The organism is Cloacibacterium sp., from assembly GCF_047601505.1.
Classification (GTDB): domain Bacteria; phylum Bacteroidota; class Bacteroidia; order Flavobacteriales; family Weeksellaceae; genus Cloacibacterium.
The window spans coordinates 1,648,904-1,674,541 of sequence record NZ_JASGJD010000001.1 but is presented as its reverse complement, the minus strand read 5'-3'; the positions used below and the strand labels follow the sequence as shown (position 1 = coordinate 1,674,541).

Sequence of the window (25,638 nt, the reverse complement as noted above, 5' to 3'; positions counted from 1 at the left end):
TAATTGAATTAAAATGAAAAATAATTTTTTAAAAATAGCAGCTTTTCTAGCCTTTGGATTTGGATTTTCTCAAACGCCAATTTCCCTAGAAAACGCCATCAATAAAGCTTTTAGTAATAATCTGAACATCAAAAGTGGCGAACTGAAAATTAATTATCAGGAAAAACTAAAAGGTTCTGCCATTACAATAGACCCATTGAATATTTCTGCCGAAGTAGGACAAATAAATTCTGCTTATACAGACAATCGTTTCTCTATTAATCAAACCATCAGATTACCAAAGTTTTACAACGCTCAAAAAACACTTTTGTTAGAAGAATGGAAAAGCTCTTTACTGAATCTCAACTTGCAAAAATGGCAATTAAAGAAAGAAATATCGTTAGTTTACAATGATTTAAAATATTTAGACGAAAAGAAAAAACTGCTAAAAAAAGCCGATAGTATTTTCACACAATATTACAACAGAGCAGAACTTCGTTTGAAAAAAGGAGAAAGCAATCTTTTGGAAAAAGCAACCGCCGAAAACCTGAAAAGTCAGGCAAATATGCAACTGAAAGCTTTAGAAAAAGACAAAGAAATTGCGTTACAAAAACTCAATTATTTAATTAATGATGGTACTTTTTATCAAAACGAAAAAGGAAAATACGAAATTTTAAATTTTGAATCTTTATCAACAGATTATGCAGGAAATCCGCTTGTTTTAAAACAATTAGAACAAGAAAAAAACATTCAAAATGCGAAACTTGCTACCGAAAAAACCAAACTTATCCCAAGTTTCAACCTTGCTTACAACAACACAAGTATGTATGGAAACGGCGCAGACGACAAGTTCTACAACCATTCTACAAGATTTCATTCTGGGATGATTGGCGTTGGAATTCCTGTTTTTAATTCGGCACAAAAATCTGTAATTGAAGCACAAAAAATTAACCAACAAATCGCCGAAAACAATTATCAACTCGGTCTGGTGAATTTGAAAAATCAGTTTTCGCAGTATTATGGTCAATTTCAAAAATTATATGAAGAAATAGATTATTATCAAAAAACAGGACTCAACAATAGCGAAAGTATTTTCAAAACGGCAAATAATCAATACTTTAACGGAGAAATTAATTATTTGGAATGGACACTTTTGGTAACCCAAGCTTTTGACATCGAAAACAAATATGTTGACAAGTTAAAAGAACTTAATGATAATATTATAGAACTGAATGCTTTAAAAAACGAATAAACTTTTTTGTACAATTAAAGTTCACTTAAAATTAAAATAATGAAAAAATTAATCATATTAACCTTATCTATTTTCCTTTTTTCTTGTAGCAAAAAACAAGAAACGCAGGAAGAACAATTTGAAACCAACGCCGCAAAAGACCAAATTATACTAAACGACGCACAAATTAAAAGTGCAGGAATTGAAATTGGCACATTAGGAAATGAAGAAATTTCTGAAAAAATAACACTTAATGGCATGGTAGATGTTCCGCCACAAAATCTGGCAAGCGTTTCTGCTCCAAGTGGCGGTTATGTAAAATACACCAAATTTATGCCCGGAATGCACGTAAACAAAGGCGAAATGTTGGCAATTTTAGAAGACCCACAAATTGTACAGTTGCAACAAGATTATCTTTTGGCAAAATCTAATCTCAGCTATGCAAGAAAAGATTATACGAGACAAAACGACCTCAACAAAAGCAAAGCTGCTTCTGACAAAGTAATGCAACAAGCACAAACCGAAGCTCAAAATCAAAATATTTTGATGCGAGGAATGGCAGAAAAACTTCGTGCAATGGGCATTAATCCCGAGAATTTGAACGCAGGAAACATCAGAAGAAGCATTACCGTTTCTTCGCCAGTTTCCGGTTACATTTCTAGCGTAAATGTAAAAATTGGGCAATACGTCTCTCCTACCGATAAACTTTTTGATGTGGTGAATACCGATGATGTGCATTTGGCTTTAAGCGTTTTTGAAAAAGATTTGAATAGAATTTCCGTAGGACAAAGAGTTTTTGCGTACACCAATCAAAATCCTGAAAAAAAATACGCTGCAAAAATTATTCTTATTGGGAAAGATTTTCAAGCAGATAGAAGTGTTTTAATTCATTGTCATTTTATCGATTATGATAAAAATTTAATTCCCGGAACGTATATGAATGCCGAAGTAGAAACCAATAGCGAAACTGGAAATACCATACCAGACGACGCCGTGGTAAGTTGGGAAGAAAAACAATACATTTTTGAAGAAGTAAAACCAAAAACTTACAAAATGGTAGAAATTAAAATTGGAAATTCTGAAAATGGTAGAACAGAAGTTTATAACTTAGACCAAAATTTAAAAAATAAAAAATTTGTTACCAAAGGTGCTTATAATCTTTTGATGGGATTGAAAAATGTGGAGGAATAAAAGGATAATACATCATATTTTTGAATTTTAAACTTAAACTTTTGACCTAAAACCATGAATCTAAAAAGTGTACAAACCGAAGTGGATGCTTCTTACCTCTACCAAATTTTGGCAGAAAATGAAGAAGATGAAACCGTAAAATCTATTTTTACGGAAATGAGCGACATAGAAAGAGGACACGCTATCTCTTTTCTAAAAAACAAAGGTCTTACCGAAAAAGACTTACCAAAACCTTCGATAAGAGCCAGAATAATGAATAAACTAGGAAAAATCTTAGGCTACGATTTCATTTTGGGAAACCTTTTAGAAACAGAAAAAAACTTAGCAAAAGGAATAAGCAACGCCAGAAAAAAAACAAAAACCGAAGTTTCAATTTCTGATACTGCTCATGTTCAAATTCTTCAAAATATATTAAATAAAGAAGACAAAGCGCCTTCTTCTGGTTTTTCCAGATTTGAGAAAAGGCATCGTTCGGTTGGTGGCAATGCACTTAGAGCTGCCGTTTTGGGCGCAAATGATGGATTACTTTCTACTTTTTCTTTGGTAATGGGTGTTGCTGGTGCTGCTGTAGAATCTCAAACCGTTCTATTAACAGGAATTGCCGGACTATTGGCAGGTTCGCTTTCTATGGCTCTTGGAGAATGGATTTCCGTAAAATCTTCGCAAGAACTATACGAAAACCAAATGGAAATAGAAATGGAAGAACTTAATGAAAATCCTGAAGGCGAAAAGAGAGAAATAATCCTCATCTATCAAGCCAAAGGAATCCCGAAAGAAGAAGCCACAGAAATGGCAGAAAAAATAATGAAAGACAAAAAAGAAGCTCATCAATTTCTAGTAAAAGAAGAACTAGGAATTAATTCGGAAGAATTGAAAGGTTCTGCTTCTGAAGCCGCTTTTGCATCATTCTTTATGTTTGCTATTGGCGCCATTTTACCAGTTTTTCCATTTGTTTTTTGGGAAGGCAACTTAGCCGTTTACATCAGTGCAGGAGCTAGCGTTATAGGATTATTTTTCATTGGTTCTGTAATTACACTTTTTACGGGGAAAAGTGTTTTATATTCAGGATTTAGAATGGTAGTTTTTGGACTTTTGGCGGCTTCTATCACCTTCGGAATTGGGAAATGGATTGGCGTTTCGGTAGCAGGATAATTTTTATCTATTTTTAAAAATTGAAATTGAAATTCTATTCATAACATAATTCTTGTAAAAATCGTTATTTTTGCAGTCTTAAATTCAAAGCAAATGTCTTTAAAAAATAAAAAAGTAAAATTCGAAGAACTTGGTCTAAAAAATTATATGGATGCTTTTGAATATCAACAAGGATTGATGGACAAAATCATAGAAATTAAAACCAAAAACAGAGATTTACCAGAAGAAGCAGAACACGAAATTACACCCAATTATTTACTCTTTGTAGAGCATCCTCACGTTTACACTTTAGGAAAATCTGGAGACGAACACAATATGCTTGCTAACGAAGATAAATTGAAGGAAATAGACGCAACATTTGTAAAAACCAACCGAGGCGGAGATATTACTTACCATGGATTTGGACAAATTGTGGGTTACCCAATCTTAGATTTAGATAATTTCAAAAGTGATATACATCTTTACATGAGAAATCTGGAAGAAGTAATCATAAGAGTAATTGCGGAATATGGTTTAAAAGGGGAAAGAAGTGTTGGCGAAACGGGAGTTTGGCTAGATGTAGGTAAACCGTATGCCAGAAAAATTTGTGCTTTGGGCGTTAAAACCTCTCGTTGGGTTACCATGCATGGTTTCGCGCTAAATGCAAATACAGATTTAAGATATTTTGAATACATTATCCCATGCGGAATTAAAGACAAAGCCGTAACTTCTCTGAAACGAGAACTAGAAAGAGAAGTAAATGTAGAAGAAGTAAAAGAAAAAATAAAGAAACATTTTCAAGATGTTTTTGAAGCGGAATTACATTAATAAATTCCACAAAAAAAGCGAAACTTTTTAGGTTTCGCTTTTTTTATTTTTAAAAAATCTTTTTGCCTTTGTACACTTCGGTTTGTGACTCCATCATTGGTGCAGCGTTTTGTCTAAAAGTCAAAAGGAGCTCTGTTACCGAATGCAAATGATGATGTTCTTCGGTTTCCCAAAGTTCTATTAAGAAAAAAGTTCCCATATTTTCTCGGTCTTCTATCAAATCATATTGAAGGCAACCTTCTTCTTTTCTGGTTTCCACCACCAATTTTTTCATTAATTCTATCGCATCAAAAAGGTGATTTTCTTTAAATCTAAATAATGCTACTATGTGTAAATTCATGATTATAATTACTATTTAATGCAAATGTATAAAAATTCTATGTTAGATAATTCATAAAAAAAGTATCTGTTTTTTATGAATTCTTAATTATAAAAAATTCATATCTTTGTGAAAATTCAAAAAAACAAAATGGCAGAATATAAATTATTACTTCCATCTATGGGAGAAGGCGTAATGGAAGCTACTGTTATCAACTGGTTATACAACGAAGGAGATACCGTACAAGAAGATGATTCTGTAGTAGAAATTGCCACAGACAAAGTAGATTCTGATGTTCCAACGCCTGTTTCTGGTAAAATTGTTAAAATCTTAATTCAAAAAGACGAGATAGCAAAAGTAGGTGAACCTATTGCTATTCTAGAAATTGCTAGCGAAAACACCTCTGAAAACATCACTTCAGAAGAGCCAAAAACAGAAATCGCAGCAACTCCAGAAGTAGAAATTGTAGCAGAATTAGAAAAACCTCTACAAGTAACCTCTTCTACTCCGCAAGATTTTTCTGGTGAAATTTATCTTTCTCCATTAGTAAAATCTATCGCTCAACAAGAAAACATTTCTGAAAACGAATTAAAATCTATCTCAGGAACTGGTCTTGAAGGCAGAATTACCAAAGAAGATATTTTAGCTTTTGTAGCAAATAGAAGAAACCATGAGATTAAAACAGAGGAAAAGGTAAAGGAAACCACTCCAGTCCAAAAAATCTCTAATTCTCCTACTCTACCACTCTCAACCGGCGACGAAATTATCCAAATGGATAGAGTGAGAAAATTAATTGCTGATGCAATGATTAACTCTAAAAAAACAGCGCCACACGTTACTTCTTTCATAGAATCAGACGTAACAAACGTTGTAAAATGGAGAACAAAACACAAAGACGCTTTCGAAAAAAGAGAAGGTCAAAAACTTACTTTTATGCCAATTTTCGTAAAAGCTGTCGTAAAAGCGATTCAAGATTTTCCTTTAATTAATATTTCTGTAGATGGTGACAAAATCATCAAAAAGAAAAACATCAATATTGGTATGGCTACCGCTTTACCAGACGGAAACCTTATCGTTCCTGTCATTAAAAATGCAGACCAACTTTCGCTTTCAGGTTTAGCAAAAGCCATTAACGATTTAGCTTACAGAGCAAGAAACAAAAAACTGAAACCAGAAGATACACAAGGTGCTACTTACACTATTTCTAACATTGGCAGCTTCGGAAATTTAATGGGAACACCAATTATTCCACAGCCACAAGTTGCTATTTTGGCAATTGGCGCCATTGTAAAGAAACCTGCGGTTTTAGAAACCAAAGACGGAGATGTAATAGCTGTTCGTCAAAAAATGTTCATGAGCCATTCTTACGACCATAGAGTTGTAGATGGAAGTTTGGGCGGAATGTTCCTAAAACACGTTCACGATTATCTCGAAAATTGGGACTTAGACACCGAAATTTAATTTTACGTCGTCATTGCGAGGAACGAAGCAATCCATTTATAAAACTTAACCTTCGAAAAATTTTTCGGAGGTTTTTTGTAGCTATTTCCCGCTTTCACTACTCGCTTTTTTTAAATTTTCGCCAACGCTCAACCCTTTCAGAGTTTGAAACTCTGAAAGGGTTTTCAACGCAAAAAATTTTAAAAAAAGCTCAAACATGCCGTTCAATCGGGGCTAGTTACATTTTCGTCAAAAATTGCTAATTTTGACAAAAAAATATTCATAACAATTTTCCCACAAAGTTTGTCATTCCGCAGGAATCTAAATTTCATAATGAATAATTTTTGTTAAGATTCCTTCGGAATGACAAAGAGAAGACCTAATAAATTAAACTAGCAATGCCCAACTTCCACATTAGAAAAGCAACACCAGAAGACACTCCAACTATTTTACATTTAATAACTCAATTAGCTATTTATGAAAAGTTAGAAAACGAAGTTATCACAACAGTAGAAGAACTCAAAACCAATATTTTTGAGAAAAATTACGCCGAAGTTCTCATCGCCGAAGAAAACGATAAACCAATTGGTTTTGCACTTTATTTTCATAATTTTTCTACGTTTGTTGGTAAACCTGGCATTTATCTCGAAGACCTTTTTGTAGAAATAGAACATCGTGGGAAAGGATACGGAAAAGCACTTTTGGTAGAGTTAGCCAAAATTGCCAAAGAAAGAAATTGTGGCAGATTAGAATGGAGCGTCCTAGATTGGAATACACCTTCTATAGAGTTTTACAAATCTCTCGGTGCAAAAACTATGGACGAATGGACAGTCTTTCGTTTAGATAGACAAGGAATAGAAAATCTAGCAAAGTAATTTTTTTTTGGATTATGAGATGCTTCCATCTTCCTGCATCTAACATCCAACAAATTATCATATTAATATTGTGTATTTTAAAAAGATTCATTACTTTTGCACCTCGAAATAATTAACAAATATTTTTAACATTATGAACAATTACGAAACTGTTTTCATTTTAACTCCCGTTCTATCTGACGCACAGGTGGAGGAAGCAGTAAAAAAATTCGAAGACTTTTTGAAAGAGCACAATTGCGAAATCGTTACCAGAGAAAACTGGGGTCTTAAAAAATTAGCTTATCCTATTCAATTAAAAAAGAATGGATTCTACACTTTGATCGAATTCAAAGGTGAAGGTACTGTAGTTGCAGGTCTTGAAACTGCTTTCAAACGTGACGAAAGAGTGATCCGTTATTTAACAACTAAGCTAGACAAACACGCTGTAGATTACGCTGTTACTAGAAGAGCTAAGTTAAAAGCTACTAAAGCTTAATTTTCTAACCCTTAAAAATTTAAAAAAATGGCAATCGACGAAATGGCACAACAAGCCGCAGCAGGTGGCGAATCTGAAGTAAAATTTCTTACTCCACTAGATATTACTACAAAATCTGAAAAAAAATATTGTAGATTCAAAAAATTCGGAATTAAGCACGTAGATTATAAAGATGCTGACTTCTTATTACAGTTCGTAAACGAACAAGGTAAAATCTTACCAAGAAGATATACAGGTACTTCTCTTAAATATCAAAGAAAAGTTTCTGCAGCTATCAAAAGAGCTAGACACTTAGCTTTAATGCCTTACGTAGCAGATTTATTAAAATAATTATTTAACAAAATAAATTGTTGGTTTTAGTGAATTCTAAACCTAACTTTTTAAATTAAAAAAGGACAACAACAATGGAAATTATCCTAAAAAAAGATGTAGAAAACTTAGGTCTTGAGTTTGATACAGTAAACGTAAAACCTGGTTATGCAAGAAATTTCTTAATTCCTCAAGGTTTTGCATTATTAGCTACTCCTAAGAATAAAGCTACTTTAGAAGCTACTTTGGAAGCTAGAAAAGAAGAAGAAGCTAAATTAATAGCTGCTGCTACTGCAATTATTGAAAAACTAAAAGCTACACCTGTTACTATCTTAGCAAAAGTAGGTACTGGTGATAAACTTTTCGGGTCTATCAATAACGCTAACTTAGCTGAAGCTCTTGCTAAAGCTGGTGTAGAAGTTGATAAAAAATACATCAAAATTCTTGGTAATACTATTAAGAGAACTGGTAAATTCTCTGCTAAAGTAAGACCACACAGAAACGTAGAATTCGAATATGAATTTGATGTAGTTTCTGATGCTCCTGTAGCTGAAGCAGCTAAAACAGAAGAGGCTTAATTAAAATTAACATATCAAAAGAACCGCTCATCAAATTTATTGATGGGCGGTTTTTATTTACAAGCTATTAAACAAATCAATAATTTATAAAAAATTAATTTAATAACTTTGGCTCAATATTTGAAAAATAGAATAGAAATTAGAATTTTATGAAAAAATACATAATGATGGCTGGTTTAGCATTAGGAGCTACAGGATTTATTGTAACCTCTACTCAATCTTGTGTAGCTGTAGCTACAACCGTAGGATTACCAATCATCAAAAAAATACTTATTGGCGGAATTACAAAAGGATTAGGAATATTCAAAAATAAAGAAAGTTTCTTAGCAAACGGTTTAATAGATAAAGCTTTACCAGAACAATTAAAAAGCATTAATTCTACACTAGAAAAAATAGGATTAAACAATTTGGTAACCAAAGAAAAATCCTACATTGCAGATGCAGCTGCATTTATTGCTCCAATTGCAGAACCAATATTGGTGAATACCGTACAAAATATGACTTCGGAAGATGCTCAAAAAATTGCAAACGGCGGAAAAGGCGCAGCTACAGCTTACCTTAGAGAAAAAGCAGCAACTCAGTTAATGTCTGCTATTGCTCCTAAAGTAGATGCTAAATTAAATGAATATGGCATTGTAAAAACCATTAACACTGCTTTACAAGGAAACAGCTTTTTAGGCGCTTTAACAGGCAATCAAACTACTACAGCTTCTAGCAGTCTTAGTAAATTAGCCTCAGAACAATTGGTAAATGGGCTTTTCAACATCATCGAAAATCACGAAAACACAAGTCCAGAAAATCCATTGAATTTTATAAAGTAAAAACATTATTTTATAAAAAGATCGAAAATAAAGAATTTAAATTTGTAAAAAATTAAGTAATGATAGAAGTTACAGGCAACAAACAATTTGATGAACAAGAAGAATTCTATGCTTCGTTAAAGATAAATTTAGAAAACAATCATAATTTTCCAGAAGATTATCTTTATAAATTCATCATTTTAAACGACAAAGAGAAATTAACAGAAATTTATAAAGTTTTTGACGGCACTAAAAATACCTTTTCAACAAGAGAAAGCAGCAACGGAAAATACATTAGTTGCTCTATACAATGCTTCGTTTTAGACGCCGAGCAAGTAATTAGACTCTACAAAGAAGTTGCAAAAATTGAAGGCGTAATAATGCTTTAAGCCATTCTTGATGAAAGTAAAAACCGTTTCAAACTGTTTTAATTGTTAAATTAAAGAAAAATGAAAATTCTAATAACAGGCGCTACAGGTTTAATCGGGAAAAGATTAGTAAACAGACTGAAAGAAAAAGGACACTCTGTAAATATTTTGGTAAGAAATAAAACAGAAAATCCTAATGAATTTTTGTGGAAAACAACCGAAAATTTCATCGAAGATGAAGCTTTTACAAATGTAGAAAGCATTATCCATCTTTCTGGAGCTTCTATAGGCAAAAGATGGACGAAAAATTATAAAAAAGAACTTCACGATTCTAGAGTAGAAACCGCAAATTTACTCTTTAGTTATGCAAAAAAACACGAATTAAAGCTAAAAAGCTTCATTTCTGCTTCGGGAATTAATTATTACGGAACTTTTACAAGCAATGAAATTTTAACAGAAGAAATACCTATTAAAAAGCTAGATTTTTTAGCAAATTTGTGTAAAAACTGGGAAGAAGCTGCGCTACAATTTTCAGAAATTTCAGAGCGCGTTGTTTGCCTCAGAACATCGCCTGTTTTATCTCAGAAAGGTGGCACTTTAGAACTTTTGAAGAAAGTTACCAATCTTAATTTAGCTTCGCCACTTGGCAGCGGAGACCAATGGATGAATTGGATACATATTGATGATTTGGTAGAAATGTATGTTTTTGCAATAGAAAATACTGAAATGGAAGGCGCTTTCAACGCTGTAGCAGACGAAATTCCTTCTAATAAAAATTTCATGAAAGAATTGGCAAAAAAAATGAAAAAATTATTTATTCCAATTCCTGTTCCTAGGCATTTAATTCAATTAATTTTAGGAGAAATGTCAACCATTATTTTAGAAGGCAGTAGAGCCAGCAATCAAAAAATAAAATCGCTAGGATTTGAATTTAAACATCCTATGCTAAGCGAAACATTCGAAAATTTATTATAAAACAAAAATCGGAACTTTATAAAAAGTTCCGATTTTTTTATGCTGAAAGAAATTGCTCTAGCTTTTCTAAATCTCTTGCTACAATTGCCTTGTTTCCTTTTATTACAATTGGTCTTTGCAATAATTTAGGATAATTTGATAGTATCGAAATTAACCCTTGCTCCGAATAAGTGGTAGAAGAAAAATTTTCTTTCCAAATTTCTTCATTTTTTCTAATGATATCATTCACCGAAACATCTAACTTCTCAAGAAGTTCTTTAATTTCGGTCTCAGACAAAGGATTCTCTAAATATAATCTTGTCTCATAATCCAAACCTTTGCTTTCTAAAAGCTGCAATGCTGCTCTAGATTTTCCGCATCTGTTGTTGTGTAAAATGACGATTTTCATATTAAAATTATAAAAATTTAGATTTCAAGATTCTTTAAAAACTTAGAAAAGTCCGTGCAATTCTGCTTCTATTTTCTCCAGAATAAATCCAAAATCTTCTGGTCTTTCTACAAAATCCAAATCATCAACTTCAATTACCAAAAGTTTGCCTTCGTTATAATTAGAAATCCATTTTTCGTATTTTTCATTCAATTTAGAAAGATATTCTATGCTAATGCTCGCTTCGTAATCTCTACCTCTTTTATAGATTTTTTTAACCAAATTTGGCACATCAGATTTTAAATAAATTAACAAATCTGGAGCCGAAACAAAAGATTTCATCAAATGAAAAACAGAAGTATAATTGTTAAAATCTCTTTCTGTCAAGAGGCTCATATCATACAAATTTTCTGCAAAAATATAGGCGTCTTCATATATTGTTCTGTCTTGAATAATATTTTTCCCACTTTCTCTTATTTCTTTTACCTGACGGAATCTGCTGCCTAAGAAATAAATCTGAAGTGCAAAACTCCATTTGTTCATATCAGCATAAAAATCTTCCAAATAAGGATTATGATCTACGTCTTCAAACTGAGCGTCCCAATTATAATGTTTTGCTAACATGGTAGTTAGCGTTGTTTTTCCTGCGCCTATGTTTCCGGTTACTGCAATATGCATAAAAATTTCAAAATTTAATTTTATAAATCTAAGTCGAAAAATGATAAGATAATGCTCTCACATTTCGTTTCTCAGTTCTTATTTTATTTTGTAAAGATAAAATTTGTCTCCTATCAAAGCCAAAAATTGAAGATGGTTTTTATCCACAATTTTTGCTTCTTTATTGCTAAAGACTGATTTAAAACCATTTGAAAAAGAAAATTTAAAAATTTCTTGCTTCGAAATTACAAAAATATCATCTCCTTCTCTACTCAATCTTTTTGCGTCATTGGTCTTAAATTCGGCTAACTTTTCTGAGTTAAAATTATAAATTTCTAATGAATTTTCTCTCAATAAATACAATTTTGACTCAAAAACTAAAATATCAATTACATTATTAAGATTAAACCTTATCGGGAAAGAATTCATCAATCTGTCTTCTCTAAAATTATAATATATCAATTGATTTTTAGATTCGTCTAATAACCAGACTTTTTGCAAATCTTCGGCAAAAGCCATTCTTACAAAACCAAATTTTTCTTTTAAATCTAAGGTTTGAATTTCGTTAAGATTTTGGTCTATAAACTTAATTTCTTGTGCATTTTCCGAAAAAAGAACAATATTGAGCGGATTCTGCACACTTTGAATTTTATAAGGCGTAACCAGCATCATCTTCCCTATTTGCTTGCCCAAAGAATCGTATTTTACAAAACTAAAATCCTGATTTTGGTAAGCGTAGATATTGCCATAATCGTCTGCTAAGAAATCTTTAACATTTTTCAATTCTAAATTGCTCTGCGCCGAAACCACAGAGAAAAAAAACAGAAAAAAGAATTGAAAAACTTGAGACATCTTTTTTGAAATTTACTTCAGTAAAAATAATGAAATGATTTTGATTTTTCGTAAAAAATAAAAGCACCCAAAATTTGGATGCTTTGTTTTATAATTCAGCAAAAATTATTTAATCTTCACTTCGTAGATTTTATCCCAGTTTTTACCAGTAATCAACATATTTTCTCCTTTAAAGGCAATTCCGTTTAGTACATTGTCTTCATTAGTAATATGTTTTTTTGCAATGGCAGAAAAATCAAACTTACCAACTACTTCACCAGTTTTGGGATTAATTTTCAGAATTATAGGTTTCTGCCAAACATTTGAATAAATAAATCCGTTGTGATATTCTAACTCATTTATTTGGTCATAAACCTCTTTATTACCTGCTACAGAAATATATTTTATCATTTTAGAAGGATCTGAAGGACTAAGGAAATATATATTTTTAGTACCATCCGAAACCATCAAGGTTTTTCCATCTGTAGTCATTCCCCAGCCTTCGCCAATTACGTTCGGATAAGGGAACTCTCCTATTTGTTCAAAAGTGTTTTTATCGTAGATAAAACCTTTCTTTGCTTTATAAGTCAATTGATAAATTTTATTACCTACAGAAGAAATTCCTTCAGAAAAAATATCTTGAGGCTGGTTTACTTCTTTAGAATTTGTAGAACTTCCTAAGGTATATTTCATTAATTTAGATTTACCATCCAAACCAACACTTTCGTAAACGGTATTGCCATCTAAATAGAAACCTTCGGTGAAATTTTCGGTATTGTGAGGATATTCTGCTACAATTTCGTAGATAAGATTTTTTTCAGGATTTTTTGCAAAAACATTAATCGTTGCATCTTGAGACAATACTTTGCCATCTCTGGTAATATTGATGGTTACAGCATTATCGCCAAGCGTAAAAAATTTAGGGTCTATTACCAAATCACTAGTTTCTTTATCACCAAAACTTATACTGATGCTTTCTGCATTTTCTGTAACTTCTTTCGGAAATTCTATTTTATCGCCAAAATGGTAACCTTTGGTTTCCATAGAAGTATTGTAATTATTAAGTGAGTCTAAAATTTTCTCATCTTTATTACAAGAAGCTAAAATAAAAAGTGCAAAAAAGCTTATAAATATTGATTTTTTCATCTAATTAAAAAATTTACTCCAAAACTACAAAAAAAGCACCATTTACTAAAAATGATGCTCTTATTTTTCAATATTTTAAAAAAAATTAATTTTCTACAAATTCTTTTAAGGATTTTCCTATAATATCTTCCCAACCTTTTCTGAAACTTTCAGGATAGAAATCTTCTCCTAAGTGATGGAAATTCTCTAGTCCCTTATGTGTTAATGTAACTATGGTACCTTCTTGTTCTGGTTTCAGTTCCCATTTTACTAAAGTTTTTTCTTTGGTTATATCTGGATACGTCCAAGAATGTTTAAGTTTTTCGTTTGGTACTACCTCTGCAATTTCACAATGATGATGAAATTTTCTCTCTTCACCCGACTCAAAAAAATTGAATGCATTACCTTCTTTTAGTTCGAAATCTGGTATATCAAAATACCAATTTTTCATTTGCTCTTTGTTAGTTAATGCATTCCAAACTTTGTGTACTGGCGCATTTACTTTTACGCTGATTTTAACATTTTCGTGCATGGTGTTATATTTTTTAGAGGTTTAACAATTAGTTAATATCAAATTTACAAAAAATCAATACATCAATGTTGCTGAGTTTTATCAGGGTCATCATAATTCACCATCCAATTAATCCCGAATTTATCCGTCCACATTCCGAAAAAAGCTCCCCAGAATGTATCTTGTAATTCCATGGTAACATTTCCGCCTTCCGAAAGTCCGTCAAAAAATTTTGTTGCTTCTTCTCTAGAATTTGCATTGATAGAAATAGAAAAATTATTTCCTTTGGTACAAACATTCATTCCAGGCATTGTATCGCTTCCCATTAGCATAGTTTCGTTAGAAATAGGAAGTGTAACGTGCATTATTCTGTTCTTATGTTCTTCCGAAAATGGTGGCATACCCTCTTGTGGAGGCATATCTCCAAATTTATTCCACATGGGAATTTCTGTACCGAAAACAGATTCGTAGAATTTGAAAGCTGCTTCACATTCTCCATCAAATGTGAGGTAAATGTTTACTGTTGCCATAATTTTATGATTTGATGTTGTTGTTTTCTAAACGCCAAATTGTTCCAAATGATGATTGAGATGTTTTGCAAACATATTGTTCCAACCTTGGGCATTAATTTTCCCAAAATTAAGATGTTCTTTGCCTTCAAAAGCTATTCTACCTAATTGCTGAACTCTTTGGATATTGCCAATTAATTTTTTCTTTTCTTCCTCGAAATTTCTTTCATCAGAAATAATAAAAGCCGGACTTGTAGGCAAATTTTGTTTGTAAGGAAGTTCGTTGGTTAATTTTGGTTTTACAAAATTTGACAAGAGAAATTTAGCTATAAAACTCGGTTTCTTGTGTTTTTCTGGTTCAAAAACCATAGAATAAGCTACATTTAAATGCGCCAAAACTTGCTCTGCATTCATTTTTCCCCATTTTTGTTGTGCTTCGGGAGTTAGTAAATTTATTCTATCTATGTACTGCTGCACATCTTTTGCGTCAAAAATATTTTGCATTTCTTTGTTTTTAACAGATTATAAATTTAAATTTATTTTTCAATACTTTATCGAATTCTTTCTTAAAACTTCGTTAAAAAAATAACCTTGATGAAAACCAAGGCTTACAATTCACTTCTAATTCTACTCAATGTTTCCTGAGAAATACCGAGATAAGAAGCTATCATTCCTAACGGAGCTCGAAGAATAATATTAGGATTTTCTTCCAATAAATGAATGTATTTTTCTTTAGCAGACATGTGTTGCAACGATATAATCCTGCTAGACATTTGGAGCATTAGATTTCCCAAAATATATCTGCTAAAATTAGCTGCCGTAAGAGAAACGGAACACAATTCTTCTAATTTATTATAGTTACAAACCGTAATTACAGATTTTTCTATCGCTTCTATATTATTTTTGGAAGGTTCGTTTTTAAAAAGTGTATCTATATTTGCCGTAACTTTTCCTTCAGAATAAAAATTACTGGTAATGTCTTTTCCGTTTTCGTAATAAAAAGTTCTCAGCATACCTTTTTCTACAAAATATATATTCCTGTTGTAATGGTTTTGCTCACTTATTAGTTTTCCTTTTTCAAAAGTATAAGTATTGCATTCTTCGTAAAAAAACTTTTCTATCTCGGCATCTATTTTCACGTGTTTTTCTACTTCTTGAAGAATTTTCATATTATTGATTTTTTACAAAAATACAAAAAATGAGCGCTCCAAAAACCCTTTTTGAAACGCTCACAACAAACATCAAAAAATTGAAAACTTTATGACACACCAATTTCTTGGTCATCATAATTTTCTTGTAAATGATACTCTTTGAATAACATTTTGATTTTTATCTTCAAAGCAATCCATCCTAAGATAAAATAAACCCATCCTAAAATGAATAAATACCAAAAATATTTGTACGTAAGAAAATCTGAACCTTTTTCTACCACCATAATTTTAAGAGCTTCTAAATACGGTGTTAAAGGGATAATTTTTGTAAAATTTGAAATAAACTCTGGCATTGCATAAGTAGGCCACGTAAAACCACTGATAATAAATGCCGGAGAAGCAATTACCATCAATATTTGAGTAGCTTTTAAAGCATCTGGAACCAAAATACTTACCAAAACGCCCAAATTAGTAGCTGCAACCACAAAAATGGCTGTAATTAAGAAGAAATTCATCACATTTTCTGGAGCAGGAATTTTAAAATAAATGCTGCACAAATAGAAAAATAAGATATTAAAATTGGAGAAAATCCAAACTGGTAAACATTTGATTGCCATTACCAAAATGGCATATTTGTGTTTTCCTGCAAAATCTTTCACAAAAGAATCTCTTTTAAACTCTTCGGAAAAAGTAACCGCCATTGCCAACAAAATCACTTGTTGCAAAACCACCGCCATCAAAGCCGGCCACATAAAAATTAAATAATTACTGGTTGTGTTAAAAAGTGTAATATAATTTGCTTTAAAAGGCTCTATATTGGTTTTTGCTTGTTCAGAATTCATTCCTTTTTTTTGTAAAGCCTTCATTTCTGCGCCTGCGGAAAAAGTTCCTAAAGTCAACTGAATTGCTTTTGAGGCAAAATTGGCTGTTAAAACATTAGAAGTATTAACGTAAACATTAATTTCAGGATATTTTTTTTGCAACATATTCGCCTCAAATCTCTCAGGAATTATCACAACTGCTCCAGCTTCAGTTTTTATCACCTCATCTTTTACAACTGCAGGTTCCTCAACATAATTAAGCACTTTTATGGCTTTGTTGTCTTCTAACATATCAACCACTTGGTTAGAAAGTGGCGTTTTATCATGATTTACCACAATTACAGGAATATCTGTAACCTTTCCACTTTTGTAGGTAAATCCCATCAAAAGAGCATAAAATATCGGTGCTATAAAAAATACAGAAAGCATTGTTTTATTGGTAAAAAACAACTTAAACTCTCGTTTCAAAAGGTATCTTAACTGTTTCATTTTATTAAATTTTAGTCAAGATTATTTCAAAGTAACGCTAGAATTCACCAATAAACCATTCACTTTAGCTCTATCTGTGGGGATTACTTTTATTTCATAAACCGCATCTTCTGGTTGATAATCTGGAAAAGCTGTGGTAATATCTGCATATTTTGTCAGTTGTTTAATCGAAATTATTTTACCAGAAAACTCCTGATTTCCATAAGTTGATTTCATATTTACCGTCATTCCTTTTTGGTATTTAGAAATTTTACTTTCCGGAATGGTAAATCTAAAATAAGTTGTATTCGGGATATATCCGTTGAAAAGTGCATAACCAGCAGTAGCCAATTCGCCCACATTTAGAGAAATGGTTTCAATTTCCATATCGTTGGTTGCAATAATATATCTTTCAGAATAGGCAACATTTGCTTCTTGTAAAGCTCCTCTCGCTTGGTCTTCTTGTCCTAAAGCCATTTCTATTTTCTCAATTCTTGTCCCAATTTCCACATCGTGCAATTCTGCATTCACAGCGTCTAATTGAGCTTTTGCACCTTGATATTTTGCAAAAATTTCATCATAATTTTGTGGAGACATCAAGCTATCTTTAAACATATTACTTGCTCTTTTATAAGATTTTTGAGCAAATTCAAATTGTTCTGCAAGACCTTTTTGTTTCGCTTTCAACTGACGAAGTTGGTCTGCAGTAGCGCCATTTTTTGCCATTTGAGCCTGAGCAGTTGCAGCAGCAGTTGCGCCTTTTGCCTGAGCAATTTTTGCAGAAACTTCTGGTACATCTAACATGGCAAGTGTGTCACCAGCTTTTACGGTTTGACCTTCTTGAACAAAAATTTTCAAAATTCTACCTGTAACTTTCGGGGCGAAAGAAACAATTTCTTTCTTGGTTTTTCCTTCGGTTAATTGGTCTGGGTTATCACTTTTACAAGCAACTAAAGAAAGTGCACTTGCAATAAATAAAGATTTTACGATATAAGTTTTCATTTTATTTCAATGTTTTGTTTGTTAGAATTAAAGTTTTTCGATGGATAAATTTTGAGTAGATTTCATCAATTCTACGGCAGCTCTTCTTTGATTAAAAACAGCAGTTTGATATTCTAATTCTGCATTTTCTAAGTCATTTTCGGCTTCTATGAGTTGTGTAGATTTTATCAAACCATATCTAAATTCTTTTTCAGCTTGAGTTAAAGCATTTCTGGCAATTTGTCTTGCTTTTGCTTTCATCATGATTTGAGAATCGGCAATATCATAATTGGTTTGATTGTTAGAAAGATTCAACTGTAATTTTCTTTCGGCATCAGATTTTTTACTTTCAAGAATTTCTCTATCAATTTTTGCTTTTTCTATTTGATGTTTTCCTTCATTTCCATCAAAAACGTCCCATTTAAAACCAACTCCCGCCTGAAAAATTGGGAAAAGATTCAAATTGGTAAGGTCGTAATCTAATTTAGTACCAGTTCCGGGCATTAATTCTTTAGAAGAAGAAAGATGAGAGTTATAAAAACCCATGTAAGAAAGCGAAGTAGAAGCTTGCACTTTGGGAATCCACCATGTTTTTTCGGCTTTAATTTTAGCATCAATTGCTTTTAAACCATAATCTAAAGCTTTCAGTTCTGCTCTATTTTCTATATTTTTATCGGTAACCAGATACTCTATTTTTTCTAATTTTGGGTCGATAAGCGCAATTCTGTTTTTATCAATTCCTGTTAAAATATTGAGTTGTGTAATTAGAAGTTCTTTTTTGCCTTCATATTCTACCATTTTAGAATCTAAAGTTGCCTGTGCTAATTCTATTTTTTTGTAATCGTAAGGTGTAATTAATCCATAACCAAGCGCTTTTTCGGCAGTTTTTTTGTTGGCATCGAGACGTTTTTTGCTTTCGTCTAACACTTTTTTAGATTCTATAACGAGAGCAAACTGGTCGTAAGCTTTAGAAATCTGTGTTACTACATCGTCTTGATTTTTCGCTTGTAAAGCTTGGTTAGCATTGTCTTTTTCTTGTAAAGCTTGTTTTAAATATTTTACTTTTCCACCAGAATAAATCAACATTTTAGCTTCTGCTTTACCAGCAGCTTCGAAGCTAGACAAAGTAAAATTATTATTGAAAGTTCCTTCGGGAAATACAGCTCCCGGAAAAATGGGTTGAATTGCTGGAATTGCAATTTCTGGAGAAATAAATCTTGCTGTTGCATTAAGATAACCACCTTTTCCCGAAATTTCAACAGTTGGGAGAAAGATGTCTTTCAACTTTTGCTGGTCTAACAAATTGGATTTGGACTCCAAATTTTGTTGTTCAATTGTAGCATCTTTGGTCATTGCTGCATCTATCAATTCCTTAAGCGTAGGAGCAGATTGTGCGTGAAAAACCAAAGGAAAACCAACAATTGCGGAGATTGCAATTTTTTTTAATGTTTTCATTTTTGATGTTCTGTTTTGTTGATACAAATGTCCAACAATTCAACATCAATTCCTTTGACATTTGTCAAAAAGTTAATTTTTATTCAAAAAAAAGTCGAGCAAAAAGCCCGACTCTATTGATATTTTTAGAATTACAAATTATTCAGTTATTGAAACTTTCGTTCCTTGTGTGTGTGCATTCATTTGAGGAGCGTAATAATTCTGCAAAGTGGTAATTCCGTTGCTGAAAGTTCCTGCAGCATTGCAAATATAATCGTATTCGAAAACGTATTTTCCTTTCGGCATATATTCAATATAGAAATTGGTGGAAGCATCTTTGGTTACTTGGTAATATCCTAAATTATTCTTCCACTGATAGCCAGAAAGAACATCAACTGGTTCAAAACCTGCAGCTCTCATATCTTTTAAATGAATGAATTCCATATTTCTATCGGTGTTTAAAATCATTCTTACCGTTACTTTATCTCCAATTTTTAAAGGTGAATTTTCTGTAATTTTCTGCAATTCTTCGCCATTTACTGTTTTTACTTTCTTGTACAATTCTTTGGTGATGGAAATATAAGTTTCAGAAGATTTAATTTTGTCCAAATCTTCATAATATTGCCAAAATAAACCACCTTGTACAATTCCTGCACCAGGTTTTGTAATGGTTACGCTTGCTAAATCTTTATCTATTTTTTCTGAATTCACCACAGATTTCACATAACCAGTCGCTTTTGTATCAGGATTTACGAGTTCTTTTCCGCCCCAAATTATGGTGGCTTTATCAGATTCAGCGGACGTCCAAGATTTACCAGAATTCAGAATCGTGTAAATCACTTCGGCAGTACTTCTAGAAGTGTCCCAATTAGAAACTTCTTTTTGAGTGATGAGCCAAATTTTCATTTCTTCCACAAAATTTACATCAGAGGTCAATTTATTAAAGGCTTCCAAAGCACCAGCCTGATTCACCGTTTTAGAAGAATACCAACCCCAATCGTTAAGATTTTGTTTCCAATACACACCTTGCGTTTCGCTTTGTACGGAAGTTTCTTTAAGATAAATCATTAATTTTTTAGAAACGTCTTTCAAATTATACGCATCAAAAAGTAACGCAGCTCTGTGTAAACCGAAGAACGTAAAATCGGTAATTTTTGCAGTTTTCGCTTTTGAAATTACTAAATCTTTCATCTTTTTGCCATCACCTTTCAATGGAAATTCTTTTTCCCAATAATGACGAGTATCCAAATAATCTAACACATAATTATTCCAAACATTGCTTCGACTACGCTCTGCAACCGCATTTATATCGAAATATCTGCTTACTTCATTATCCACAAATTTCACCAATTGAGAAACCATTTCTTTTTGTTCGGTAGATTGATAATCTGCCAAATTTCCTTTCAACCATTCATTAATTCTGCCTAAATTTTTCAAAATATACAGCGAAGTAAAATAAGAACTTGGATAACCAGCATACCAAGAGAAACCGCCATCAGGATTTTGCAGTTTTTTCAGTTCGCTCCAATCGTCGTTGACAGAATTACGCATGGTATTCGCATCAAATAAACGTGAAAGTTTCTGCATTTGTTCGGTTTCGTTTTTAGAATTTAAAACCCAAGGTGTTTCTTCCAACAATAATTGTTTCAGTTCTTGATTTTTTTCGAGATTTGAATTCAATAAACCTTTAGATTGATATTCATCAAAAACAGCTTTCATTTTCGGATTGGCTTTGAAAATTTCAGACGCCAAAACATCGGCAAACCATTTATTGAAAACCACATCCGCAGAAAGATTGTTATCATTTTTAAGACTGGGCAACGCAAAAATCACTTCCCAAATCGGATTGGTCGTCAATTCTAAAGTGTTTGAAACATTGGTTGCCGTTTTAGAAGTATTATTTTTTAGATTTTCTAAAACAAAAGTTTTGGTTTGACCTTCTTTCACAAAAACAGGAACAGCATCTGTTACTAACATTCTATTTGGAAGAACCGCTATTGCTTTTTGTTCGCCATCAGAAAATTTTTGATTCTGATAACTTAATGACTGTGAAGTGGCTACGTTTTTAATGATAATTGAAGAAACTCCGTTCGGAACTTTTATATTCCATTGAACTGTTGTGCTTCCATTGGCATTGAGTGTAAACGCTTGTTCCACATTGTAACCAGAAGCTGCACTCAACTGGTTAATTCCAAATTTTTTGGTAATATCTTCGTTGGTAAAAGCGTCTAAAATTTGCAATTGCGCAAAACCGTTGAGTTGTTGATTTGTTAAATTGCTCAATTTAGATTTGAAAATCATTTCATCACCTTCTCTCAAAAATCTTGGATAATTAGGCGTTACCGAAAATTCTTTTTGAGTAACTACCGTTTTTTCTAAAGTTGCAGATTGTGCATCTTTGGTATGCGCCAAAAACATCATTTTCCATTGTGTTAATGCTTCCGGAGAAGTAAATTCAAACGATACATTTCCGTCTTTGTCTGTCATTAAATTTGGATAGAAAAATGCGGTTTCGTTAAGGTTTTGGCGAACTGGGATTTTGTCTAAATTATCGCTTTCAAAAGGTCCATCTTGAACTTCTTTTAAATCAATATTTGGTGGTGGTGGTGTTTCAATTTTTGGAGCTTTTACAGGTTCCGGAACAACGTTTTGAACAATTTCAATTTTACCTCTATCCATCGACTTCATTGTAGCTGATGCAACTTCATAAGATTTTTTTTGTTTACCATATCCTACAACGACTACTTCGTCTATATTTTTGCCATAAATCCCACCATCAAACCAATTAAATTCAGGGATTTCTACACCTTTGTATCCATAATATTTCAATCTTTTATTGTAATTGATTTGTTGTAAACCATCATTCACAAAATATTGAGAAACATAAAAAGGTCTGTTGTAAATCTTTTGCCAAGAATAAGAATTTGCCTCAAATTGGTCTAAAGATTTATCATACATATTCGCAAGAACTTCGGCATTTATTTGGTTGGTGAGCGAAGTCGAACCGCCAGATAACTTAATCGTCCATTTTTCTTTAGAATTCGGTTGAAGTTTATCTCTAAACGTTACCAATTCTATTTTCAAAGGTTTTTTGTCTGATAAAATCGTTACATTTTTGGAAATTGTTTGTACATCATTATACGCCACCAACTGAAACTGAACATTCACTTGATTAATGCTTTCATCTTTTGGAAGTGAAGTTTCGTAAACCAAAATTCCGTTTTTAATTGGCATTTGCTCAAATTGCGTTTTTCCATCACCGTTTTGAACATAAATATTCACCAAAGCATCTGAAATGGCAGAATAAACGAAGAATTTTGCTTTTTCAGTTCGGTTATATTCAGTTTTTTCAGCAAGAACTTTTAAGAACGGTTTTTGGTTTTCCGAAAGTTTAGTTTTATCAAAAATTTCAAAAAATTTCTCTGTTTTAATGGTATCTTTTCCTTCGATGTTGAAGAGTTCAAGTTTGTATTTTCCTGCTAGTAAAGAGCCAAGATTCAAGATGCTAGATTCAAGACTCGATTCTTGGTTCTCGGTTCTTGGTTCTTGTATCTTTTCAAAAACAACTTTTTCAACTTTCTGTTCTTTCTCAGATTTATCGAAAAAATCATTCGGGAATTTTTGAACAAAATTTTCTTTGCTCAAAACAGGAAGGTCTTGAATTTCGTTCTCAAAACTATTTCTAAAAATGCGTTTTGGTTCTTCTAATTTTGAAAGTTTTGCAGTGTAAGATTTCTTAAAAACTTGGTCGTTATAATTTTTAGTTTCTACTTTAAATTTAACATTTTGGTCTGTGAAATAATCACTTACTTCGACTCCGCTCAGCATGCGTGTATTGTCTGAAGTCGAAGTGTCAGAAATTTCAATATAATGCGACACAGAAGCTACTTTCAGATTGGTTTCAGCAGATTGCGTTTCGCCATTAATATCGGTAACCGAAGCATTGATGGAGTAATTATCAACCTGAATCCCTTCTAAAGTTTCATCTTTTTTAAGGTCTAGTTTTATGGTAAATTCACCTTTTTCATTGGTTTTTACTTCACCCAAAATAGAATTTTCGTTGTCGTTTCCACGAGGATACCACCAAAAATATTTCCATCGGATGTTTTGCTTTTTTATTTCATATTTTACCGTAGAATTACCCAATGGAACTCTCGAAAACATCGTCGCTTTTCCTTTCAATTCTATGGTTTGTCCGTATTTGTATTCTTCTTTTAATGTCTCAAATTCTACTTCAAATTTCGGACGTTTGTATTCTTCCACACGGAAATCCTTGTAAGAATCTATATCAAATTCATCAATTCTTAAAGAAAACTGACCATTTAATTTACCTTGAGGCAAAGTGAAACTTCCGTTGAAAGAACCAAATTCGTTAGTTGTTTTTTCCTGTTTATAAATTTCTTCGCCATTCACATCAAAAAGTTTAATTTCAATCGTTTCATTAGGCAAAACTTTTTCTTTTTGCTCTACTAAATTGGTTGCAATTACTTTGTAATAAACCGTTTGTCCAGGTCTATAAATCGCTCGGTCTAAAAATATCTGAGCTTGCTTTTTAAAATCATTTGTACGCTCGTTGTAATATCTGTTTCCGTAAACATTAATGATGTTAAAATCATTGGTTTTTGGCTGATGAACCAAAATTGAACGGTAATATTCTTTATCTAAACTTTCAGAAATTTTGAAAACCGCTGTTTCATTAGTTGTAAGAGAAATTTTTGGTGAAATCTTACCATTTACAAATTCATAAAATTCTAAATCTTCTTTTGGTAGAATTTTTCCGTTATCTCTATTCACCAATTTCAATTCATTTTTTACAGTCTGATTATCATTTTTGTTTTGATAAATAATTCTACTTTGACTAGCGATAAAATAGAAATTTCCTTGTACTTTTCCTTCAACCAAATATTCTCCAACATAAATTCCAGACGGAAGTGGTTTCAATTCTACCGAAGTTTTGTGCATTTTATAATCTTTAGTCGCTGGTAAATTGTAGCTTTCTTTTCTTACCAAAGTTTTCTTAAGATTTACAAAATTTTCTTTTTGCCAAGAATTAGAAATATATTTCATAAAACCTTGGTAATCACTTTTCACTTCATAAATATTTAACGAAAATTCTGAAGCATTTTTGTGACTTGCTACCAAATGAATCGGTTTGTTAGAAACTGTATTTTGCTCAAATTGAACCATTAAAGTTGGTTGTAAAATCTGGTTTTCTTGGTTTTTAATATTCTCTAAAAAAGGAGATTTAGGGTAAGATTTTTTCACTTTTTCAATCCAAGAAAGAGCTTCTACAAATTTTTGTTGAGCTTGTAAATTTTGAATAATTTCTTGAGCAATTATAACCTTATAATTTCCTTCTGTAGAAGAGTTGTAAAGCGCAATTAATTGCGACTGTTTGTCTTTACAATGGGTAAAAGAACATTCGTCGGTAATTTTTTGATGCTGAAAATAAAGCTTTGAATTGCCTGAATTTTTAGAAATTACATCATCAAAAACAGATAAAACTTTTGCTTGATTTTCTTTCAATTCATTTTTGGTGAAATAATTTTCGTTGCTTAAAAATTGAATAAATTGTAAAGCATTATAGTCATAAAAAGTGGGAAAATAATTGATATTTTCTGTCTGATTGAAAATTTCGGCGTATTTTGAAGTTTTTATATTTTGAAGTGCAGCATTTTGTTTCTCCAACTGAGAAAAATGCTGATTAAAGAAATTTTTAAAATCGAGTTTACTCCAAGTTTCTATTTGAGAAAAATCTTGTCCTGTACTTGTAGAAGAAGTGTTAATATTGGTTCTTTGGTTAATTTCCCAATCATTTTGCTCATAATAATCTTTAAAAAAATCTCCTAACAAAACTTGATAAACCAATTTATTTTCTCCTTTCAACTTTTGGTCAAAAGATTGTAATTTTTTAAAAAATTGAGAAGCCACATCGTTTTTAGTGTCATCATTCGTAAGATTTGCAATGCTAAATTCTGCCTTTAAAGATTTAATGAGTTGTATAGCATTGTCTTCTTTAATTGCACGATTTTGAATCTCCAAAATCAATGGTAAATTGCTTTTATAAGTACCTTTGGAATAATTTTCGGCAATTTTTTTCCATTGCGTGTCATAATAAGTTTGAGCTTTCATGGGCAAGAAAAAACAAATTAGTGTAAAAATGAATAAGATTTTGGTTAAGTTTTTCATAAACTTTATTTTTGGAAAATGAATTTTATAAATGTACTAAAAAAACTAGTCATAAAGTCGCAATTCTATGTTTCTTTTTGTGCCACTTTATTAGG

At 31.8% G+C, this 25,638-nt stretch carries 25 protein-coding genes; 12 read left to right on the top strand and 13 right to left on the bottom strand.

Going from position 1 to position 25,638, the window contains the following annotated elements; translation table 11 throughout:
* Positions 1 to 13 precede the first annotated feature (13 nt).
* From QM746_RS07865 to lipB, 4 genes are all read left to right on the top strand, one after another.
* Positions 14 to 1,231, top strand: coding sequence for a TolC family protein (locus QM746_RS07865; protein ID WP_414983706.1), 1,218 nt, complete (start codon positions 14 to 16; stop codon positions 1,229 to 1,231).
* A gap of 39 nt (positions 1,232 to 1,270) precedes the next feature.
* Positions 1,271 to 2,401, top strand: a complete 1,131-nt coding sequence (locus tag QM746_RS07860; RefSeq protein ID WP_414983705.1) for an efflux RND transporter periplasmic adaptor subunit — start codon at positions 1,271 to 1,273, stop codon at positions 2,399 to 2,401.
* Positions 2,402 to 2,455: 54 nt separating this feature from the next.
* Positions 2,456 to 3,553, top strand: a complete 1,098-nt coding sequence (locus QM746_RS07855) for a VIT1/CCC1 transporter family protein (protein ID WP_414983704.1) — start codon at positions 2,456 to 2,458, stop codon at positions 3,551 to 3,553.
* Between the two features lie 93 nt (positions 3,554 to 3,646).
* Positions 3,647 to 4,360, top strand: a complete 714-nt coding sequence (gene lipB, locus QM746_RS07850; protein WP_414983703.1) for a lipoyl(octanoyl) transferase LipB — start codon at positions 3,647 to 3,649, stop codon at positions 4,358 to 4,360.
* 49 nt (positions 4,361 to 4,409) lie between these two features.
* Here the strand turns inward: lipB and QM746_RS07845 are convergent, their stop codons facing one another.
* Positions 4,410 to 4,700 carry a putative quinol monooxygenase gene (locus QM746_RS07845; RefSeq protein ID WP_414983702.1) on the bottom strand — a complete coding sequence of 97 codons (291 nt, stop codon included), beginning with the start codon at positions 4,698 to 4,700 and terminating at the stop codon, positions 4,410 to 4,412.
* Positions 4,701 to 4,829: 129 nt separating this feature from the next.
* Here QM746_RS07845 and QM746_RS07840 point away from each other — a divergent pair, with 129 nt between their 5' ends.
* The 8 genes from QM746_RS07840 (at position 4,830) to QM746_RS07805 (ending at position 10,499) form a co-directional block, all read left to right on the top strand.
* On the top strand, positions 4,830 to 6,140 hold the full coding sequence (locus QM746_RS07840; RefSeq protein WP_414983701.1) for a dihydrolipoamide acetyltransferase family protein: 1,311 nt from the start codon (positions 4,830 to 4,832) through the stop codon (positions 6,138 to 6,140).
* Between the two features lie 377 nt (positions 6,141 to 6,517).
* The gene (locus QM746_RS07835; protein WP_414983700.1) at positions 6,518 to 6,994 is read left to right on the top strand and encodes a GNAT family N-acetyltransferase; all 477 of its coding nucleotides are present in this window, start codon (positions 6,518 to 6,520) and stop codon (positions 6,992 to 6,994) included.
* A gap of 133 nt (positions 6,995 to 7,127) precedes the next feature.
* Positions 7,128 to 7,469, top strand: coding sequence for a 30S ribosomal protein S6 (gene rpsF, locus QM746_RS07830; RefSeq protein ID WP_414983699.1), 342 nt, complete (start codon positions 7,128 to 7,130; stop codon positions 7,467 to 7,469).
* A gap of 27 nt (positions 7,470 to 7,496) precedes the next feature.
* Positions 7,497 to 7,799, top strand: coding sequence for a 30S ribosomal protein S18 (rpsR, locus tag QM746_RS07825; RefSeq protein WP_188616050.1), 303 nt, complete (start codon positions 7,497 to 7,499; stop codon positions 7,797 to 7,799).
* 74 nt (positions 7,800 to 7,873) lie between these two features.
* Positions 7,874 to 8,356 carry a 50S ribosomal protein L9 gene (rplI, locus tag QM746_RS07820; protein WP_414983698.1) on the top strand — a complete coding sequence of 161 codons (483 nt, stop codon included), beginning with the start codon at positions 7,874 to 7,876 and terminating at the stop codon, positions 8,354 to 8,356.
* A 149-nt stretch (positions 8,357 to 8,505) separates the two neighbouring features.
* Positions 8,506 to 9,177, top strand: a complete 672-nt coding sequence (locus tag QM746_RS07815) for a DUF4197 family protein (RefSeq protein ID WP_414983697.1) — start codon at positions 8,506 to 8,508, stop codon at positions 9,175 to 9,177.
* Between the two features lie 59 nt (positions 9,178 to 9,236).
* Complete coding sequence (locus tag QM746_RS07810; RefSeq protein WP_374361761.1) at positions 9,237 to 9,545, top strand: DUF493 family protein; 309 nt, start codon at positions 9,237 to 9,239, stop codon at positions 9,543 to 9,545.
* 60 nt (positions 9,546 to 9,605) lie between these two features.
* Positions 9,606 to 10,499, top strand: coding sequence for a TIGR01777 family oxidoreductase (locus tag QM746_RS07805; protein WP_414983696.1), 894 nt, complete (start codon positions 9,606 to 9,608; stop codon positions 10,497 to 10,499).
* 37 nt (positions 10,500 to 10,536) lie between these two features.
* Here QM746_RS07805 and QM746_RS07800 read toward each other — a convergent pair whose 3' ends face one another.
* From QM746_RS07800 to QM746_RS07745, 12 genes are all read right to left on the bottom strand, one after another.
* Positions 10,537 to 10,887 carry an ArsC/Spx/MgsR family protein gene (locus QM746_RS07800; protein WP_414983695.1) on the bottom strand — a complete coding sequence of 117 codons (351 nt, stop codon included), beginning with the start codon at positions 10,885 to 10,887 and terminating at the stop codon, positions 10,537 to 10,539.
* 42 nt (positions 10,888 to 10,929) lie between these two features.
* Positions 10,930 to 11,544 carry a deoxynucleoside kinase gene (locus tag QM746_RS07795; protein WP_374361766.1) on the bottom strand — a complete coding sequence of 205 codons (615 nt, stop codon included), beginning with the start codon at positions 11,542 to 11,544 and terminating at the stop codon, positions 10,930 to 10,932.
* 78 nt (positions 11,545 to 11,622) lie between these two features.
* Positions 11,623 to 12,375, bottom strand: a complete 753-nt coding sequence (locus QM746_RS07790) for a hypothetical protein (RefSeq protein WP_414983694.1) — start codon at positions 12,373 to 12,375, stop codon at positions 11,623 to 11,625.
* A 105-nt stretch (positions 12,376 to 12,480) separates the two neighbouring features.
* A complete protein-coding gene (locus QM746_RS07785) occupies positions 12,481 to 13,500 on the bottom strand; it encodes a glutaminyl-peptide cyclotransferase (RefSeq protein WP_414983693.1) in 1,020 nt (339 codons plus the stop codon).
* A gap of 85 nt (positions 13,501 to 13,585) precedes the next feature.
* Complete coding sequence (locus tag QM746_RS07780; RefSeq protein WP_374361772.1) at positions 13,586 to 14,011, bottom strand: SRPBCC family protein; 426 nt, start codon at positions 14,009 to 14,011, stop codon at positions 13,586 to 13,588.
* A gap of 62 nt (positions 14,012 to 14,073) precedes the next feature.
* Positions 14,074 to 14,520, bottom strand: a complete 447-nt coding sequence (locus QM746_RS07775; protein WP_414983692.1) for a VOC family protein — start codon at positions 14,518 to 14,520, stop codon at positions 14,074 to 14,076.
* A 27-nt stretch (positions 14,521 to 14,547) separates the two neighbouring features.
* Positions 14,548 to 15,003, bottom strand: coding sequence for a DUF1569 domain-containing protein (locus QM746_RS07770; RefSeq protein WP_374361776.1), 456 nt, complete (start codon positions 15,001 to 15,003; stop codon positions 14,548 to 14,550).
* A gap of 104 nt (positions 15,004 to 15,107) precedes the next feature.
* Positions 15,108 to 15,668, bottom strand: coding sequence for a Crp/Fnr family transcriptional regulator (locus QM746_RS07765; RefSeq protein WP_414983691.1), 561 nt, complete (start codon positions 15,666 to 15,668; stop codon positions 15,108 to 15,110).
* Positions 15,669 to 15,757: 89 nt separating this feature from the next.
* Positions 15,758 to 16,960: an ABC transporter permease gene (locus tag QM746_RS07760; RefSeq protein WP_414983690.1), complete on the bottom strand. Its 1,203-nt coding sequence runs from the start codon at positions 16,958 to 16,960 to the stop codon at positions 15,758 to 15,760.
* A 21-nt stretch (positions 16,961 to 16,981) separates the two neighbouring features.
* On the bottom strand, positions 16,982 to 17,941 hold the full coding sequence (locus QM746_RS07755) for an HlyD family secretion protein (RefSeq protein ID WP_414983689.1): 960 nt from the start codon (positions 17,939 to 17,941) through the stop codon (positions 16,982 to 16,984).
* 27 nt (positions 17,942 to 17,968) lie between these two features.
* Complete coding sequence (locus tag QM746_RS07750; RefSeq protein WP_414983688.1) at positions 17,969 to 19,375, bottom strand: TolC family protein; 1,407 nt, start codon at positions 19,373 to 19,375, stop codon at positions 17,969 to 17,971.
* 138 nt (positions 19,376 to 19,513) lie between these two features.
* Entirely contained in the window at positions 19,514 to 25,486 is a 5,973-nt protein-coding gene (locus tag QM746_RS07745; protein WP_414983687.1) for an alpha-2-macroglobulin family protein, read from the bottom strand.
* Positions 25,487 to 25,638: the final 152 nt, after the last annotated feature.

Coding starts and splice junctions, on each gene's coding strand:
- QM746_RS07745 (WP_414983687.1), bottom strand. CDS start 25,486: ATGAAAGCTCAAACTTATTATGACACGCAATGGAAAAAAATTGCCGAA.
- QM746_RS07795 (WP_374361766.1), bottom strand. CDS start 11,544: ATGCATATTGCAGTAACCGGAAACATAGGCGCAGGAAAAACAACGCTA.
- QM746_RS07865 (WP_414983706.1), top strand. CDS start 14: ATGAAAAATAATTTTTTAAAAATAGCAGCTTTTCTAGCCTTTGGATTT.
- QM746_RS07785 (WP_414983693.1), bottom strand. CDS start 13,500: ATGAAAAAATCAATATTTATAAGCTTTTTTGCACTTTTTATTTTAGCT.
- lipB (WP_414983703.1), top strand. CDS start 3,647: ATGTCTTTAAAAAATAAAAAAGTAAAATTCGAAGAACTTGGTCTAAAA.
- QM746_RS07765 (WP_414983691.1), bottom strand. CDS start 15,668: ATGAAAATTCTTCAAGAAGTAGAAAAACACGTGAAAATAGATGCCGAG.
- QM746_RS07840 (WP_414983701.1), top strand. CDS start 4,830: ATGGCAGAATATAAATTATTACTTCCATCTATGGGAGAAGGCGTAATG.
- QM746_RS07800 (WP_414983695.1), bottom strand. CDS start 10,887: ATGAAAATCGTCATTTTACACAACAACAGATGCGGAAAATCTAGAGCA.
- QM746_RS07760 (WP_414983690.1), bottom strand. CDS start 16,960: ATGAAACAGTTAAGATACCTTTTGAAACGAGAGTTTAAGTTGTTTTTT.
- rplI (WP_414983698.1), top strand. CDS start 7,874: ATGGAAATTATCCTAAAAAAAGATGTAGAAAACTTAGGTCTTGAGTTT.
- QM746_RS07775 (WP_414983692.1), bottom strand. CDS start 14,520: ATGGCAACAGTAAACATTTACCTCACATTTGATGGAGAATGTGAAGCA.
- QM746_RS07855 (WP_414983704.1), top strand. CDS start 2,456: ATGAATCTAAAAAGTGTACAAACCGAAGTGGATGCTTCTTACCTCTAC.
- QM746_RS07770 (WP_374361776.1), bottom strand. CDS start 15,003: ATGCAAAATATTTTTGACGCAAAAGATGTGCAGCAGTACATAGATAGA.
- QM746_RS07805 (WP_414983696.1), top strand. CDS start 9,606: ATGAAAATTCTAATAACAGGCGCTACAGGTTTAATCGGGAAAAGATTA.
- QM746_RS07750 (WP_414983688.1), bottom strand. CDS start 19,375: ATGAAAACATTAAAAAAAATTGCAATCTCCGCAATTGTTGGTTTTCCT.
- QM746_RS07810 (WP_374361761.1), top strand. CDS start 9,237: ATGATAGAAGTTACAGGCAACAAACAATTTGATGAACAAGAAGAATTC.
- QM746_RS07790 (WP_414983694.1), bottom strand. CDS start 12,375: ATGTCTCAAGTTTTTCAATTCTTTTTTCTGTTTTTTTTCTCTGTGGTT.
- rpsR (WP_188616050.1), top strand. CDS start 7,497: ATGGCAATCGACGAAATGGCACAACAAGCCGCAGCAGGTGGCGAATCT.
- rpsF (WP_414983699.1), top strand. CDS start 7,128: ATGAACAATTACGAAACTGTTTTCATTTTAACTCCCGTTCTATCTGAC.
- QM746_RS07780 (WP_374361772.1), bottom strand. CDS start 14,011: ATGCACGAAAATGTTAAAATCAGCGTAAAAGTAAATGCGCCAGTACAC.
- QM746_RS07835 (WP_414983700.1), top strand. CDS start 6,518: ATGCCCAACTTCCACATTAGAAAAGCAACACCAGAAGACACTCCAACT.
- QM746_RS07815 (WP_414983697.1), top strand. CDS start 8,506: ATGAAAAAATACATAATGATGGCTGGTTTAGCATTAGGAGCTACAGGA.
- QM746_RS07860 (WP_414983705.1), top strand. CDS start 1,271: ATGAAAAAATTAATCATATTAACCTTATCTATTTTCCTTTTTTCTTGT.
- QM746_RS07755 (WP_414983689.1), bottom strand. CDS start 17,941: ATGAAAACTTATATCGTAAAATCTTTATTTATTGCAAGTGCACTTTCT.
- QM746_RS07845 (WP_414983702.1), bottom strand. CDS start 4,700: ATGAATTTACACATAGTAGCATTATTTAGATTTAAAGAAAATCACCTT.